Below are 14,359 nucleotides of genomic sequence, written 5' to 3' on the forward strand. Positions count from 1 at the left end.
CCTATGGTTTGGGGCTCTAGTCTTTGAAGATGTTGCCCCAGAGCGTGGGGTCATCGACGTTCTCTTTGGTGATGAGCTTGGTGTCTGTCAGCTGCATCTTGGGGACCTGCTTGCCATCCAGCAGATCAACCTCGGCCTGAAGGGCCAGTGCTCCCATCTCGAACGGGTTCTGGTCCATCGTGGCGTCCTGGATACCGTTGCGGATGCGGTCCAGGGCGAGCGGAGTACCGTCGACTCCAACCAGCGGGATGTGGTTCGCTGCTCCGACCGGAGCGTCCTTGTTGATCTGTGAGAGGCCGGAAACGATGCCACGCACCATTTCGTCGTTGTGGCTGAAGAGTCCGTTGATGCTCGAGTCGGCGGTGAAGTTGTCAACGGTCAGGGACAATGCGTTATCTGCGGTCCACTGTGCGTCACGGCCGATGACCTTGATGCCGGGGTACTGCTTGATACCCTCGGTGAAGCCTTTGCCGCGCAGAATCGCGTGGTAGGCACCCTTGGCTCCTTGATATTCAAGGACGGTCCCCTTGTTTCCCATCAGTTTGGCCAAAGCTTCAGCGCCGAGTTTGCCGGCCTTTTCGTTATCGAAGGCGACGGCAGCGTCCGCGATGTCGCCTGGGATCACCGAGTCAACAGTGGTGACGGTCTTTCCGGCGTCGTGGATCATCTGGACTCCAGGAACCAGCTCAGCAGAGTTATTCGGGCTAAGAACGATGCCGTCCACGCCTTGGGCGAGCTGGTCCTGGATCTGGCTTATCTGGGTGCTGGAGTCACCCTTGGCGTCAAGGACTGTGACTTCCACGCCGAGTTCCTTCGCCTTGTCCTTCACGCCCTGGCCGAGGGCAACCATGAATTCAAAACTCTGGCTGTACAGCAGGACGGCGATTTTCTTTGTCTTCGTTCCGTCGCTTGTTCCCTGCGCGGCGCTGGATGCACCGCAGCCGCTCAGGGCGATGGCAGCGGCGGAGATTACCGCGAGCACCGCCAGTTTGGGTGAGGTCTTCATTGACTTACTCTTTCTATTGATGATTTCCCTGGTGCTCAGATATGCCAGCTGAGCGGGGCAAAGGGGTGAGGTGTCAGGCCGGCGTTCCGGTGGTCTGCGGCGTGCCGGACCCTGTGTGCTGCGTGCGGGTCCCGTTGGGGTCTTTCGATGGCGGCGGCCCGATCTTGCGTTTCCTGGACAGGTTCTTTTGGACGTACTTGTAGCGGTAAACGTCCAGGGCGGCCGCGGCGAAGATGACGACGCCTTGGACAATCCGGTCATAGGACGAGGGGATGCCGAGCAGGTTCACGGCGTTGGAAACCATCGCGATCAACAGCACACCGAGCAGGGTGCCCTTGATGTTTCCCTGGCCGCCGAAGAGGCTGGTTCCGCCGATGACCACGGCTGCGATGACAGTCAGTTCAATGCCGTCGCCGGCACGTGGGCTTCCGGAAGCCAGCCGGCCCGTGAGCAGGAGCCCGGCCATACCCGCAGACAGACCGGCGACTATGTAGGCGTTCATCGTGACGCGGTCAACGCGGATGCCCGCCAACAGGGCTGCCTCCTTGTTGCCGCCAACGGCGTAGATGGAGCGTCCATAGGTGGTACGGGTCAGGACCAGGTGAGCCAAGAAGGCCAGCACCAGAACAGCTGGTATCAGCAGGGGAATTCCTGCGATTTTGGCACTGACCATATCGGTGAGCACCTTCGGAACGGGTGTGATGTTGCCGCCGTCGGAGTAGGCAAAGGCTATTCCTGATCCGGCGGAGAGTGTTGCCAGGGTCGCGATCAGCGGGGATATTCCCAGCTTCGTGACCATCAGTCCGTTCACTGCACCAACTCCGGCGCCGACCACCAGACCAGTCAGTAGTCCAACTGCCGGCGGCATGTTCATGTTGACGATCACGCCCATGGACAGCACGGAGGACAGGGCTGCGGTCGATCCAACCGAGACGTCGATGCCTCCGGTCAGGATCACGAAGGTCATGCCGATGGCGAACACACCGAGGATGGTGCACTGGTACAGCAGATTTACGAGGTTGACCGTGGTCAGGAATACCGGGCTGAGGAACGTCAGCAGTACACCGAAGAGCAGGACGACGACGAGCAGGCCCTGGGCACCGATGAAATCGCCGACACCGGAAAGCCGTGAACGTGACTCCTCTTGGGATTTTCCGGGGCCAGCCTTCCCGGAAACCGGACCGGCGGAACCGGTGGCTGTTTGTGGCTGCATGGTTGTATCTCCAGTCAATTCGACACTTCCTCGGGTCGGAAGTGCTAGTGGCTGCCGATGAGTTCGGCGTTGGTCTTCAGGGGAATGGGTGCGCCGTCTTGGCGGGCGGAGTCCGCGGTGGCCATGACGAGCTGCAGGCTCTGGATGTTGTCGGTGACGTCCGTCTCAGCCTTGTGCCCCGTTTCGATGGCGTCCCGGAACGCTGCGAGAGTGCCCAGCCGTTCCTCGACCGGCAACGGGTCCAGGTCCACGTGCATGACGCCGGAGCGTTCCACTGCGCCCGCGAGGAACACGGTGTCGAACAGTGAGGCGAAGTTGATGGTGACTTCGTTGTTCTTCCACGTGATGGTGCCCTTGCTGCCTTGGATTTCCCAGTCGCCGTCCCAGCTGGTCTGCGGGCCGTAGGAGCTCCACGAACCGGTGTAGACAACGCGGGCACCGTTGTCGCAGTCGAACTGCACCACCGCGGACGCGTTGCCTTTGAATCGTGAGGTGCCCGTGTTCCAGGACCGTGCACGGACCGCGGTAGGTTCGACACCCACGATCCCCCGGAGTTGGTCGAGGTGATGGATCATGGCGTCCACGATCAGGGGCTCGTCCATTTCGAGACGGAATCCTTCAAACGGCGGGTTTTTCTTGTAGTCGATGAACACGTGCTCAAGGTCTCCGATGACCCCGTCGCGGATGAGGCGCTGAACGGTCCGTGCGGCCCGCTTGAAACGGTAATTCTGCGACACCATGGCGTGCTTGCCGTATTTCTCTGCCGCCTCGATAATCCGGATGCCGTCTTCAAGGTTGTGGGCAAGCGGCTTCTCAATCAGGGTGTGTACCCCGGCTTCCAGGGCCGGAATCGCCACGGCTGCGTGATACTCGGGCGGAACGATGACCAGGACAGCGTCGAACGTTTCCTTGTGGTTCAACGCTTCCTCGATAGTGGCGTAGGCGGGGATTCCGTACTGTTCACCTGCGGCCCGTGCGGCGTCGGGATTGACGTCGACAACGCCGGCCAGTTCCCAGGTCTTGCTTTGGTGAATCACGTTCAGCCATGAAGCGCCCCATGCGCCCAGACCTACCTGGATAATTTTCATTTACCTAACTCCTTCTGGTTCTTTGACGTCCGGGACGGCGACCCACTCGCCGCCCTTGCTCGATTCGATGATGCTTTCGGTCAGGAGGGCTGACCTGAGGCCGTCCCTAAAGGTGGGCAGGCCATCGCGGATGTCTCCGTTGATTGCGGCATAGGTATCGGCGACGAATGCATTGAAAGCGTCTTGATAACCCTGCGGATGTCCTGCCGGCAGGACACTGAGCCGTGCCGCTTCAGGGCTAAGCGCGTCCGGGTCGCGGACAAGCAACTGTGAACCCGTCCGTTTACCAAGCCACAATGTCTCCGGGGCTTCCTGGTCGAACTGAAGGGTGCTCTCCGCACCCGAAATCTCGATCATCAGGCGGTTCTTCCGTCCAGGCGCAACCTGGCTGACCAGGAGGTTTCCCACGGTCCCGCCTTCAGTGGCAAACACGGCCGCAACAAGGTCCTCGGTCTGGATGTCCTTGTGATTTGCCCGGCCGGAGAAGAAAGTGCGGCTCAGGGCCCCGACCCGTGTAATCCGGTCCCCGCTCACGAATTCCAGCAGATCGCACAGATGGGAGCCGATGTCGGCGAACGCCCGCGAAGGGCCACCGAGACCGGCGTCCACCCGCCAGTTGTCGTCGTCCCGGGACAGAAGCCAATCCTGGAGATAGGAACCCTGAACCGTGGAGATCCGGCCTGTTTGGCCCGATGCAATGCGTTCCCGGGCTTCCCGGATCATCGGATGGAACCGGTACACGAAGGGAACGGTCGCAACCGTTCCTGCCGCGGCGGCTAGCTCCACAAGACGGCTGGCATCCTGCACGTTGGTAGCCAGAGGCTTCTCACAGACAACATGCTTGCCTGCTTTCAGCGCTGCCTCGGCCAGTGCGTGGTGGGTGGCGTTCGGGGTGCAGATGTGGATGACGTCAATCGTCTCGTCCTCGATGAGGTCCTGGACGGAGGCGTACGCCTGCTGCACACCCAGGCGGTCTTTGGCGCGGCGGGCGCTGGCCGGGCTGGAGGACGCGATGCCGGCGATTTCCGCCCCTGCTGCACGGGCGGCTCTGCTGTGCACCTCGGCCATGAACCCGGCGCCGACGAACCCGGCCCGTAACCGGGAGGGGGCTGTCGTGGTTCTGTCTTTTTCCATGCCGAAACAGTGACATGCAGCAACGGGCTTTGGTCAGGGGATCAGCAAAAGTCTGCACCTTTTGACGCTGACGGCGCTGGAACACCTGCACAAGTTGCACTTTTTGATGCTTAGCACCTCGCCGGGTGGACGGGGACGAGTGAGCAGCTCGACACTGGGTGGAGATAAGGGCCCCAGGGTCCTGTGAGCGTGATGCGTCGAGACCTCAGTCTCACCATTCACCTTCTTCGAGCCCCCCCGAATTGGAGAGACATGGACAACGGCGGACCGGGCGGACTTCTGCAGATCCTGCGTGACGGACGCCCTCGAACCAGAGCAGACCTGGCTGGGATAACCGGCCTGGGGCGGGCTGCCATCAGTGCTCGCCTTGAGCCACTCCTAAAACTTGGATTGGTTGTTCCCGCATCTGGTGCACCCTCCACTGGGGGCCGCCCCTCAGCGCGACTAGCCTTCAACCCGGGTGCAAGGTTGGCTGCTGCAGTTGACGTCGGCGCCACACACGCCACCGTGGCTGTCACGGACCTGTCAGGGACGGTACTCGTGGAAACCACTGAGCGGATTGAAATCTCAAGCGGACCAGAAGCTGTTCTGGACTGGCTGCTGATGGCGCTGAAGAGACATTTGAAAGTGCTGGAGCGTCCGACGGCGGATGTCATCGCCGTCGGTATCGGGCTACCCGGTCCCGTTGAATTCTCCACCGGAAAGCCAACCAGCCCGCCGATCATGCCGGGATGGGACGGATTCGATGTTCCCGGTTACGTTCAGCAAACCTTTGACGTTCCCGTACTGGTTGACAACGACGTCAACCTCATGGCCCTCGGCGAGCGGGCGACACGCTGGCCCAATGAGGACAACATGATCTTCCTCAAGGTCGCAACCGGTATCGGCTCCGGAGTGGTTAGTGGAGGAGAATTACAGCGCGGGGCTGCAGGCGTGGCTGGAGACGTCGGCCATATCGCTGTTGCCCGCGGGGCAGGAATTCTATGTCGCTGTGGCAAGAGCGCCTGCCTGGAAGCCATCGCAGGTGCTCCGGCCATAGCCGCCCAGCTCCGCGAGAGCGGACTCGAGGCAACCAACGGAAGTGACGTCGTCGCGCTCGTTCGTTCCGGTGATTTGGCTGCCATCCAAGCGGTCCGCCAGGCTGGTCGCGACATTGGGGAAATGCTCAACATGTGCGTGAGCTTTATCAACCCCTCGCTGATTGTCGTCGGCGGATCGCTTGCGCAATCCGGGGAACATCTGATCGCAGGGATTCGCGAAACGGTCTATGCACGCTCAACGCCCTTGGCGACCCAGCGCCTGAATATCACCCAATCCGAAACCGGGCCGAAAGCTGGAGTGGTTGGGGCCGGCATCTTGGCCGTCGAACATGTCCTCGCCCCTCACCGGTTCAATGACCTGGCAACCAGGCTGCCCCAGTCAAAGGTACGTACAGAGGTAAAATATCGCTAACAGTTGAGGTCTTTTCCGGCCGGTCTTGTGTGCCACCCCGCCCGCTTCCTCAAGACGTCGTGGCAACTCCCAAGGCCGCCGTGATGGTCAGCTGGTGAAGGAGGATGACATGCCTCAATCTGATACAGGGAACAGCGGCCGGCTGCGACGCTATGCAGTGCCGGAGGGGCTGAATCCCGAACAAAGGTTCGAACATTGGCGGGAGTGGTACGGCAGTGCCGTCGAAACACCAATGCGGCTGGAAAAGTCCATACATAAGACTCCTGCATCTTTCAATCCTTCAGCCATCACTCTTGCCGGGCCCGGCTTCAGCCTCATAGAAATGCACAACTCCCCGGCAATGGGCTTTTGGGCGCCGAATCCCGACGCCGCCGATCTGCGCCTGGCCTACTTCCGCAAGGCGACAGGACTAACCCTCACTCTCGATAGCGTGCCAGAGCCGGTTTCACCGGGCTCCGTCAGGTTCATCGATACTTCGCTCGGCGGCAGCTTCGATGCGCCCGAAGGTTTTCACGCCCTGCAGCTCAACATCGACCGCGGCAGCCTCAATCTGAGGGAGGCCGAAATGCGGTCACTCCTTCGCGCGCCGGACCTCGCAAAACACCCAATTGTGGGTACGTTCGTGATTCCTGCGCTGATGAGTTGGAAGCGGCCGGGTATCGACGCCAAGGCATCGGGCACCGGAGACATCCTGCGATCCGTGATGGCAACCCTCGTGGGTTCCCTGCTCGAAACGCCGCTCGACGATGAGACGCAGAAACCAGCACTGAGTCGGGCAGTAAAGAAATACGTTGAGGCCAGCTATGACAACCCAAATCTGGACGTGTCAATGATCGCCGCAAGGTTCAGCCTCTCCCGTCGCTCGCTGTTCTACTTTTTTGAGAATGAAGAACTCCGCTTGGGCGAGCGAATTCGCGCCTTGAGAACGAGGAAGGCGCTGGAGCTCCTCCTTCAAACCGATGCCCGCAGCATTACCTACTCCGAAATTGCGGCCCAGTGCGGATTCACCGACGTCCAAAGTATGCGCAGGGCATTGAAAGAGTTTACCGGGATGAATGTCAGGGAGATCCATCGATCCGAGCCCGTCGTGCAGGTGGCGCTGCAACAACTGCGACAGAAGCTTAACCGCGGAGCTTGACCGGACCGGCGGAATTGCGTCCTGCTAGAGATCCTCCCCCCGGACTCCCACCACGAACAGTCAACGTGCCGGACAGGTCCACGTCGCTCCCCGATCCCGTGGCGCCGGCCTGTGACAGGAGGGTGGCTCCGAAGGCTGCGCTCCAAAACGTCCTGGTTTCCACCGGCATGGGACGTTGCACTTCCCAGTGCCTGTGCTTCATAAGACGGGCAAGATAGCGCTCAGACTGGCGGAACAGCAGATTCAGATGCTGATCCACTACAGCCGCCAGAGCAGGCCGGGATGTTCCCACTGCCAAGGCGCGCACCACAAGCGGCATGGACGGGAGCATCAGTACCGTGCGGGCCATGTTCCTTCGAAATGACTCGGGACTCCCTGCGCTGCGACCGATGGCCTCAACGCGTTCCGCATCGTGGAGCAATGCCAGAAAGGCAGCATGGATGAAGAGCGAGTCTTTGGAACCGAAGTAGTAGGTCACCTGGTTGGGAAATACGTCGGCATCGGCAGCGATCGCTGCCACGCTCACGTCACCCGAAGTGTTGGCCAGGTAAAGCTTCACCGCGCTATCCAGGATCCGGCCCCTGGTCGAGTGGCCACGAGCTTGCGATGGACCCCCCGGAAGACGTTTCCCCTTGCGTTCTGTGACCATGCAAGAAATTGTACTCCATACAACTATCTGTATATCTTGTATGTCATACAAGAAAAGGAGTTGCCATGAAGGCACGAGATATCGCTGTGACAGGAATAGGCGCCACAACGCCTTTGGGAGGCACCGTCGACACGACCTGGGCCGCCCTGCTTGAGGGCTGTTCAGGCGTGCGGGATGTCGGGCCGGATATGTTGCAGGGCAGCGGGCTCCCCGTAACCATCGCCGCACCCATGGCCACCGACCCAGCCACCGGACTTGACGCCGTCGAAGCCAAAAGACTGGACCGGGTCCAGCAAGCCGCCCTGATTGCCGCGGCAGAAGCTTGGGCAGATGCCGGTTCGCCCCAGGTCGACGGCACCCGACTGGCCGTGGCGGTAGGAACAGGCGTGGGCGGAATCGGCACGCTCCTCCGGGAGGACGACACCTTGGAAAACCGCGGCCAGCGCCGCGTCTCCCCACGGGCAGTACCGATGCTTATGGCCAACGGACCCGCCGCGGCTGTCAGCATCCGCTACGGCGCCAAGGCAGGTTCATACACTCCGGTCTCGGCGTGCTCGTCGGGTGCCGAAGCAATTGTCCTGGCCGCCAGATTGATCCGTTCCGGCGAAGCTGATGTGGTCATTGCCGGCGGTGCTGAAGCCGCGATAACGCCCTTCACCGTCGCTGCCTTCCTGCAAACGAGGGCTCTCTCAACCCTTACGGCGGACCCCGCCTCTGCATCGCGCCCCTTTGCCTCAGACCGCGACGGCTTCGTCCTGGGCGAAGGCGCAGGCATTCTGGTGCTGGAAAGTGCCGAGCACGCCATGGCCCGCGGCGCCACTGTCCACGCGGTCCTGCGCGGCGTCGGCATTGCCTCCGATGCCTTCCACATGACGGCACCGGCGGACGACGGCGAAGGCCAGATCACCGCCATCACCAAAGCCCTGCACGACGCCGGCATGGGCCCAGCGGAGGTGGGCCACGTCAACGCCCACGCGACCGGCACCTCCTTGGGGGATCTGGCGGAAGCAAAAGCCATCAAGGCCATCTTCGGCGACACCATTCCGGTGACGGCCCCCAAGGCCTCCCTGGGGCATCTCTTCGGAGCCGCCGGCGCAGTTGAAGCCATCATCACAGTCCGGAGCGTCGCGCATGAAGTCATCCCTCCCACCCGCAATCTTCACCAGGGAAACGTGGACCCGGAGCTCGGGCTGGACATTGTCACCGAACAACGCCGCGGAACATCTCCCGCAGCGCTCTCCAACTCGTTCGGATTTGGCGGCCAGAACGTCAGCCTGATCTTCAGCAAGGGCTAAAGCTGTACCCGGTTCCTACTTTTCGGGGTCCCGCAGGAGGTCTTAGTGCTCGATGCAGTCACTTGACGGATACCCCGCGCACACGTCAGCGGTTCAAGATTTAAGGACACCGTTAGCTCGGTTGTGCCGGGAGCCTCCCGGGCGACAAGCGGTACCGTTTCAAGAACTAAGGACGAATCATGGACCAGATTACCCTGGGCGATGTGAGCATTACCCGGGTCTGGGAATACTACGGACCCGTCGACATGACACCACAGACATTCTTCCCGGAAAGCCCACAGCAGGCATGGGAGGAAAACTCCTCATGGTTGGCGCCGCACTTCCTGGACTCCGAGACGCAGATCGTCAATTCAGCGATCCAGACCTGGCTGCTGCGCAGCGGGGGAAAGAACATTCTCATCGACACGGGAGTCGGCAACCACAAGGAGCGGCCTTACGCGCCGGTCTGGAGCCACCTCGACACAGATTTCCTGAGTAACCTCGCCCGTGCGGGCGTTCGGGCCGACGACGTGGACATCGTGGTGAACACGCACCTCCACATCGACCACGTCGGGTGGAACACGTACTTGGACGGCCGGACGTGGGTGCCGACCTTCCCCAACGCCACCTATCTGATGCCTAAAACCGATTTCGACTTCTGGAACCCCGCCAACGGCTACAAACCGCTGCTCGGTCGGGGAAATCAGAATGTGTTCGAGGACAGCGTAGCGCCCGTACACGAAGCAGGCCTGACGTTGCTGTGGGGTTCTACGCCGGAGCGCCTTGGAAGCGTCTCCACGATCACCCTGTCACTGCTCGCTGACGAGTCGGGCCTGCCCAGGAAGCTGATATCTCCCGGGCAACGGCTGCTGCTGCACGCTGAACGTCTGGACGCTGCCTTGCAGACCATTGGCACCTTCCTGATGCCAATGACCGCAGCGAAGCCGCAGTGTCCAGCTGACGGGCGGGGGTTATAGGACAAAAAGTGTGTATGGGAGGGGCTTGCTTTCCAGTGATCGCGTGGGAAAACCGGAGTAGCTAAGCTTTTGAAGCTTAGGGTAGCTGGGGTGACACACCCGGGATCTACACACGTTTTGTCCTATAACCCTCAGAGGGACCTGACGACCCAGAATGTACACGTTAAAGCAAAACCCCCTCTACCGAGGGGGGTTGCCGTGCCCGAGGTGGGACTCGAACGGGATTGCAGGGGGTTGGGTACGCTGGGAAGTGGCGAAACATGCGGAATCCGGGACAATCCGGCGGCTGCACGAGGCAGTCCGAGGTGGAAGGTGTGGACATCGTCCACGCTTCTTTGTTGCTCGACCCGGAGCATCTCCGAAGAACAACCGGGCGACAAAGTCCAGGCCACGCATGCGTGCTCGGACCGGGAGGCGAAGAGGAGTTCCAGTCATCCAATTCACTCATTCCAAATCCTTCGGGGTGACGGACACGAGAGATTTAGAGCGGGGCGGCTTTACGCCGCTTTAATGGGGGCCTTGCCGTTCGAGGCCGTTGCGGCCTGGCTCTCGCGAGCGAGGAACGCCGACAGTTCACCTATCGTGCTCATCAGCGGGGCCGGGAAAACAACAGTGGTGTTCTTATCGACTCCGATTTCAACCAGGGACTGCAAATTCCTTAGCTGAAGGGCCAGCGGATGGGCCATCATCGTATCCGAAGCATCGCCCAAAGCCGTCGCGGCAATAGCCTCACCCTCAGCTGCGATGATCTTGGCCCTCTTTTCCCGTTCGGCTTCAGCCTGACGGGCCATGGCCCGCTTCATGCTTTCTGGCAACTGGATATCTTTGAGTTCCACCAAGGTCACTTCAACCCCCCAATCGATGGTCAGCACGTCGAGGATTTCGCGGATGTCAACATTTATTCGCTCGGTCTCTGACAAAGTCTGGTCCAGGGTGTGCCGGCCTACGACCTTCCGCAACGTTGTCTGCGCGATCTGGTCAATGGCAGAGGCCACGTTTTCAATGGCCACAACCGACTTCACGGCGTCTACCACCCGGTAATAAGCAACAGCGGAAACGTCGACGCTGACATTGTCTTGGGTGATGATGCCTTGTGACTGGATGGGCATAGTCACTATCCGCAGACTTACCAACGGCAGCCGGTCAATGACCGGGATTATCAACTGCAGGCCCGGTTCCCTGACTCCAAGAACTTTACCGAGCCGGAAAAGCACGCCCTTCTCGTATTGACGCACAACACGGATCGACAATTTTGCGGCGATAAGCAGCAGCACCAGAACAATGAAGATAACGACAGCAGTGGTGGGGTCCATCAGGATCCCCTCCTAGGTGAACAGGACGTGCCGGTGCCGGGTCCGGCACCGTGACATTTGTCCTTCATCTATTGTCCCAGCAAAGGATGTGAAAAGCCCTGCTCCTGCGGCATCCCGGAACGACCAACCCGGGCACGGGCGACGACCGGCAGCGGCTCACATCTTGGTGTCAATGCGGACTGATACACCGCCTCGGTTCCGATGAACAGGAGCACTTTCCCTTCCGTCCTGTCAGTGCGTCCATTCATATCTCATTCTCAAGCTTCGACGAGCTTGATCATTTCGGACTCCCGCTCTGATAGGGGAACCGGAAGGAGTACTCAACAGCGATATGCATGGGCCAACATCTCTTTCAATTCTCAGTAGACGTTCTTGGTGCGGTGATATCGGGGCGATCATCAATAGCAGTCTCCACTGCCGCGCCGAGTACTTTTCCGGCGGTGCTGAAGCGGGAGGCACGCCGGCTGATGTGATGGGTTGTCCGGCGCCGAGGGATAGACATTGAGGTGGGTGCCTGTTGCTTGGCGCGGGAGAAGAACCACTTTTTGGCGAACTCCACCATGGTCAGGTAGACGATCACCATGCCGAGGAGGGCCAGGAAGAACGGTGCCGGCAAGAGGTCGAAGCCGAGCCATGGTCCGATCAGTGAAAGGGGCAGCGCGATTCCCACGGCGACTACGCTCAAGGACGCGGCGGCCAGTCCGGCCGAGGGCCTGCTGCGGACGAAGGGCACCTTGCGGGTGCGGATAGCGAAGATGATCAGTGTTTGTGTAGCGATTGATTCGATGAACCATCCGGCGCGGAACTCCCCGGGCACAGCATTGAACACCATCAGCATCAGGGCGAAGGTCGCAAAGTCAAAGATCGAACTGATGGGACCGAAAAGAAGCATGAAGCGTCGAATGAAGGCGATATTCCAGTGCGCGGGAGCACGTAGTTGTTCCTTATCGACCCGATCGGTGGGAATGGCCAGCTGCCCGGCGTCGTAGAGCAGGTTATTGAGCAGGATCTGGCTAGGCAGCATGGGCAGGAAACTCAACACCGCTGAGGCGGTCGCGGCACTGAACATGTTCCCGAAATTGCTGGATGTTCCCATCAGGACGTACTTGATCGTGTTCGCGAAGATCCGCCGCCCCTCCCCGACACCAGCGGCGAGAACGCCGAGGTCCTTGTCGAGCAGAATCACGTCCGCTGCGTCCTTGGCGACATCGGTGGCCGTATCCACCGATATGCCGATGTCAGCCTTGTGCAGGGCCAAGGCGTCGTTCACACCGTCTCCCAAGAACCCTACGGAGCCGCCACTTTGGCGCAGGGCGGTGATGATTCGTGCTTTATGTTCCGGGGAAACACGGGCAAAGATAGAGGCCGTCCGTGCTGCAGAGACCAGTTCCTCATGAGACATCCCATCGATCTCGGCACCGTTGAGGGTGCCACCGGAAACAATTCCGATTTCGGCGCAGACTTTCTCGGCGACTTTGGCGTTGTCGCCGGTGGCGATCTTCACCGTGATCTGTAACGACTGCAGTTGGTCCAGTGACGCACGGATGTTGGCCTTGGGCTGGTCCAAAAAGATCAGAAAGCCTGCCAACGTGAAGTCGTGTTCATCGGCTTCTGAAATTTGCTTCAGTCCAGCGACGTCACGGTAAGCGACTGCCAAAACCCGGGATCCTGCTTCAAATTGTTCATTCAACACGGCTAGCCCGGCCTGCGTCGTCGGCCGGCACAGGCCGAGGATGTCTTCCGGGGCGCCCTTGGTAATCAGCTGTTCCCCGCCTTCGGGTTCGTGGACCAGCACGGTGGTGCGGCGTCGTTCGTGGTCAAAGCTGACCAGGTCCAGGCGTGTGAAACGTTCAGGAGTGAACCGCGCCGCTGGAGGACTGGCCCAGAGGGCAGCATCCAACGGGTTTTGTCCGGCGCTGGACTGCTTGGCCACTGCGTAATCTGCCTCGGTGGCCAGCAGTCCCAAGGTGAGTACTCGATCCGGGGTTATGGGCGGGGATACCGGCAGTGCAGCGGTATAACTGATCCTTCCTTCGGTCAGGGTGCCGGTCTTATCGGTGACCAGAATGTCCATGTCGCCCAGGTCTTCGATGCACACCAGCCGTTTGACAAGGACCTTCTGCTTGGCCAGAAGGCGTGTCCCAGTAGCCAGGCTCGTGCTGACGACAGCGGGGAGAAGTTGAGGCGTGATGCCGACGGCGATGGCCAGCGAGAAGAGCAGTGATTCAATGATGGGCCGTTGAAGCATCACGTTGATGATGAAGATTAGCGTGGTCAGGCCGATGGCGACCTGCAGCAAGAGGAATGAGAAATGCCGGAGACCGAGCTGGAACTCGGTCTGTGGCTGGCGTTCTCCCAATCCGGAGGCGATTCGTCCAAACTCTGTGCCACTTCCGGTGGTCACGACCGCCCCGGTCCCACTACCGGAATGTACAACGGTGCCCATGAACGCGCATGATGTCCGATCGGCCAGGGCCGTGCCGTCGGGCACAGGAGAAGGATCTTTTACCGTCGGCAGTGACTCCCCGGTAAGAATGCTCTCATCACAGAGCAGGTTGTTCGTTTCCAGCAGTCGAAGATCGGCAGGAATTATTGTTCCCAGTCCCAGCTGGACGACATCGCCGGGCACAACGTCCGTCACGTCCACCCGCAGGGTCCTACCCTCCCGAAGCACCAAAGCCTGGTGGGTGATCTGTGAGTGCAGGGATTCGGAGGCGCGCTCGGCGCGGAACTCGTTACTAAATCCCAGACCAACACTGACCAGAAGGATTGCCCCGATCACAATCGAGTTGGTCGCGTCCCCCAAAAACAACGACACCGACGCGGTGACGAACAACAAGATCAGGATGGGGCTGGCGAGCTGACGACCCAACACGACCCAGGCATTGGCCTTATGCGACAGAACCGCGTTCGGTCCCACGACGGCCAACCGGGCTGCCGACTCCTGATCGGATAAACCAGACGGACCGGAAGCCAGCTGGCTCAGGACCTGCCCAGCGTCACAGCTAGCGGTTGTCGCAGTGGATAGCTGGAGGAAGTTCCTCTCCCGACCGTCAACAGAGGGCATGCCAGATCCGTCCTTTTAGTAACGACCGGTCACACCATAGGCAAGACC

At 60.4% G+C, this 14,359-nt stretch carries 11 protein-coding genes; 4 read left to right on the forward strand and 7 right to left on the reverse strand.

The features are described from left to right. Positions 1-16: 16 nt before the first annotated feature. The 4 genes from AC1DD7_RS01115 to AC1DD7_RS01130 form a co-directional block, all read right to left on the reverse strand. Complete coding sequence (locus AC1DD7_RS01115; RefSeq protein WP_477513438.1) at positions 17-1,006, reverse strand: sugar ABC transporter substrate-binding protein; 990 nt, start codon at positions 1,004-1,006, stop codon at positions 17-19. Positions 1,007-1,079: 73 nt separating this feature from the next. After that, positions 1,080-2,219: an ABC transporter permease gene (locus tag AC1DD7_RS01120; protein WP_431114805.1), complete on the reverse strand. Its 1,140-nt coding sequence runs from the start codon at positions 2,217-2,219 to the stop codon at positions 1,080-1,082. A 44-nt stretch (positions 2,220-2,263) separates the two neighbouring features. Then, a complete protein-coding gene (locus AC1DD7_RS01125) occupies positions 2,264-3,307 on the reverse strand; it encodes a Gfo/Idh/MocA family protein (protein ID WP_477513439.1) in 1,044 nt (347 codons plus the stop codon). After that, positions 3,308-4,441: a Gfo/Idh/MocA family protein gene (locus AC1DD7_RS01130; protein WP_477513440.1), complete on the reverse strand. Its 1,134-nt coding sequence runs from the start codon at positions 4,439-4,441 to the stop codon at positions 3,308-3,310. It abuts the gene before it with no gap. Between the two features lie 252 nt (positions 4,442-4,693). Between AC1DD7_RS01130 and AC1DD7_RS01135 the strand changes: the two genes are divergently transcribed. Together AC1DD7_RS01135 and AC1DD7_RS01140 are read left to right on the forward strand one after the other, a co-directional pair. Further along, positions 4,694-5,893, forward strand: coding sequence for an ROK family protein (locus tag AC1DD7_RS01135; RefSeq protein ID WP_477513441.1), 1,200 nt, complete (start codon positions 4,694-4,696; stop codon positions 5,891-5,893). A gap of 109 nt (positions 5,894-6,002) precedes the next feature. Continuing rightward, positions 6,003-7,031, forward strand: coding sequence for a helix-turn-helix domain-containing protein (locus tag AC1DD7_RS01140; protein WP_477513442.1), 1,029 nt, complete (start codon positions 6,003-6,005; stop codon positions 7,029-7,031). On the opposite strand, the gene AC1DD7_RS01145 is transcribed toward AC1DD7_RS01140, so the two are convergent. Next, a complete protein-coding gene (locus AC1DD7_RS01145) occupies positions 7,015-7,590 on the reverse strand; it encodes a TetR/AcrR family transcriptional regulator C-terminal domain-containing protein (RefSeq protein ID WP_477513443.1) in 576 nt (191 codons plus the stop codon). The genes AC1DD7_RS01140 and AC1DD7_RS01145 overlap by 17 nt on opposite strands. A gap of 155 nt (positions 7,591-7,745) precedes the next feature. Between AC1DD7_RS01145 and AC1DD7_RS01150 the strand changes: the two genes are divergently transcribed. Next, positions 7,746-8,975 carry a beta-ketoacyl-[acyl-carrier-protein] synthase family protein gene (locus AC1DD7_RS01150; RefSeq protein WP_431114799.1) on the forward strand — a complete coding sequence of 410 codons (1,230 nt, stop codon included), beginning with the start codon at positions 7,746-7,748 and terminating at the stop codon, positions 8,973-8,975. A gap of 179 nt (positions 8,976-9,154) precedes the next feature. Next, a complete protein-coding gene (locus AC1DD7_RS01155; protein WP_477513444.1) occupies positions 9,155-9,931 on the forward strand; it encodes an MBL fold metallo-hydrolase in 777 nt (258 codons plus the stop codon). A gap of 497 nt (positions 9,932-10,428) precedes the next feature. On the opposite strand, the gene AC1DD7_RS01160 is transcribed toward AC1DD7_RS01155, so the two are convergent. Both AC1DD7_RS01160 and mgtA read right to left on the reverse strand, forming a co-directional pair. Next, positions 10,429-11,244 carry a slipin family protein gene (locus AC1DD7_RS01160; protein WP_477513445.1) on the reverse strand — a complete coding sequence of 272 codons (816 nt, stop codon included), beginning with the start codon at positions 11,242-11,244 and terminating at the stop codon, positions 10,429-10,431. Positions 11,245-11,596: 352 nt separating this feature from the next. Further along, on the reverse strand, positions 11,597-14,311 hold the full coding sequence (gene mgtA, locus AC1DD7_RS01165) for a magnesium-translocating P-type ATPase (RefSeq protein WP_477513446.1): 2,715 nt from the start codon (positions 14,309-14,311) through the stop codon (positions 11,597-11,599). Positions 14,312-14,359: the final 48 nt, after the last annotated feature.

Source organism: Paenarthrobacter sp. 10L412 (assembly GCF_056395565.1).